The sequence below is a fragment of the Vibrio anguillarum genome (assembly GCF_001989995.2).
Classification (GTDB): domain Bacteria; phylum Pseudomonadota; class Gammaproteobacteria; order Enterobacterales; family Vibrionaceae; genus Vibrio; species Vibrio anguillarum.
Genome location: NZ_JAHGUP010000173.1, coordinates 1 through 1,067, shown reverse-complemented (window position 1 = coordinate 1,067; position 1,067 = coordinate 1). Strand labels below are relative to the sequence as shown.

The 1,067-nt window shown below is 42.2% G+C and carries 2 protein-coding genes; both read left to right on the top strand.

All coding sequences use genetic code 11. The features are described from left to right. Positions 1-80: 80 nt before the first annotated feature. Positions 81-680 (top strand): DUF6338 family protein, encoded by a 600-nt coding sequence (locus PL85_RS18170; protein WP_115340084.1) that lies wholly within the window; start codon positions 81-83, stop codon positions 678-680. 3 nt (positions 681-683) lie between these two features. After that, on the top strand, positions 684-875 hold the full coding sequence (locus PL85_RS18165; protein WP_174223870.1) for a hypothetical protein: 192 nt from the start codon (positions 684-686) through the stop codon (positions 873-875). Positions 876-1,067: the final 192 nt, after the last annotated feature.

Below are 1,067 nucleotides of genomic sequence, written 5' to 3'. Positions count from 1 at the left end.
CTTAGCCGGGCGTTATATGCATGTGGGTGCTTTAGTGTGGTACTATCGTTAAATTAGTTTAGACAATGGATGTGCTAGTAATGAGTATTTGGGAAATTGATAAACTGCAAATTTTTATCATGTTTGTTATTCCCGGCTTTATCAGTATTAAGACTTATGAGCTGCTTTACCCTTCGAGTTTAAAAGATTCATCAAAGCAACTAATCGATGCTGTGACATATAGCTGTGTGAACTACTCAATTATGTATTGGTTCATCCTTGCAGTTGAGGAGCCCTCTGGTCCTGAAAGCTTCAAAAACGCCCATCCGAACTTATATATTCTGTTTTACGTTTTTGTTCTATTGGTGTTTCCAGTTGTTTTAGCTTTCCTATGGAAAGCCTTGAGAGAATCTGAAAAATTTAAGCAGAGTATTCATCACCCAACTCAGAAACCATGGGACTATTTCTTTGCTCAAGGTAAATGCTATTGGGTAAAAGTGATCCTCAATAATGGCACCGTCATCGGCGGTTATTATGGACCAAATTCGTTCGCTTCCAGCTCCCCAGCGGAAGAGCAGCTGTATCTTGAGCAGACATGGAAACTTGGTAGTGACGGCTCTTTTGAGCGTGCGATAAACAAAACTGCTGGCGTAATTATATTGACCAGCGATATTTCTCATATTGAATTTAGGGATGTGTAAATTATGACTGACCGTAAACCTTGTATGGATGGCTATCAACCACGAGTATCGCCATCAGAAATCCACAAAGGATATCAACCCTCTCAGCCATCACCGACTTCTACTCCTAATGGTGAGCCGGGAGCAGGTTATCAACCTACTGGAGCAGGGGGTAGTCCAACGAACCCAAGTCCAACACCTCCGGGCGCTGAATAAGCATATAACAAGGCATTTAAGAGTGATTCCCAACGCTTGGCATTATCAGTTCAAGGTTGGGTTTCGTGTTTAAGGCGCAATGGTTTAGGTTAGGTTGTAGCGTTGCTCACACCTTAACGCGGCGTTATGCAACTCAGGTAAATTTAGGGGTTCAATCTTTTGGGATTTCTCTGGCCATTCGTTTTGTGTTGT

Bases quoted from the DNA above. Each gene is read 5' to 3' on its own strand.
- PL85_RS18170 (WP_115340084.1), top strand. From the start codon at position 81: ATGAGTATTTGGGAAATTGATAAACTGCAAATTTTTATCATGTTTGTT.
- PL85_RS18165 (WP_174223870.1), top strand. From the start codon at position 684: ATGACTGACCGTAAACCTTGTATGGATGGCTATCAACCACGAGTATCG.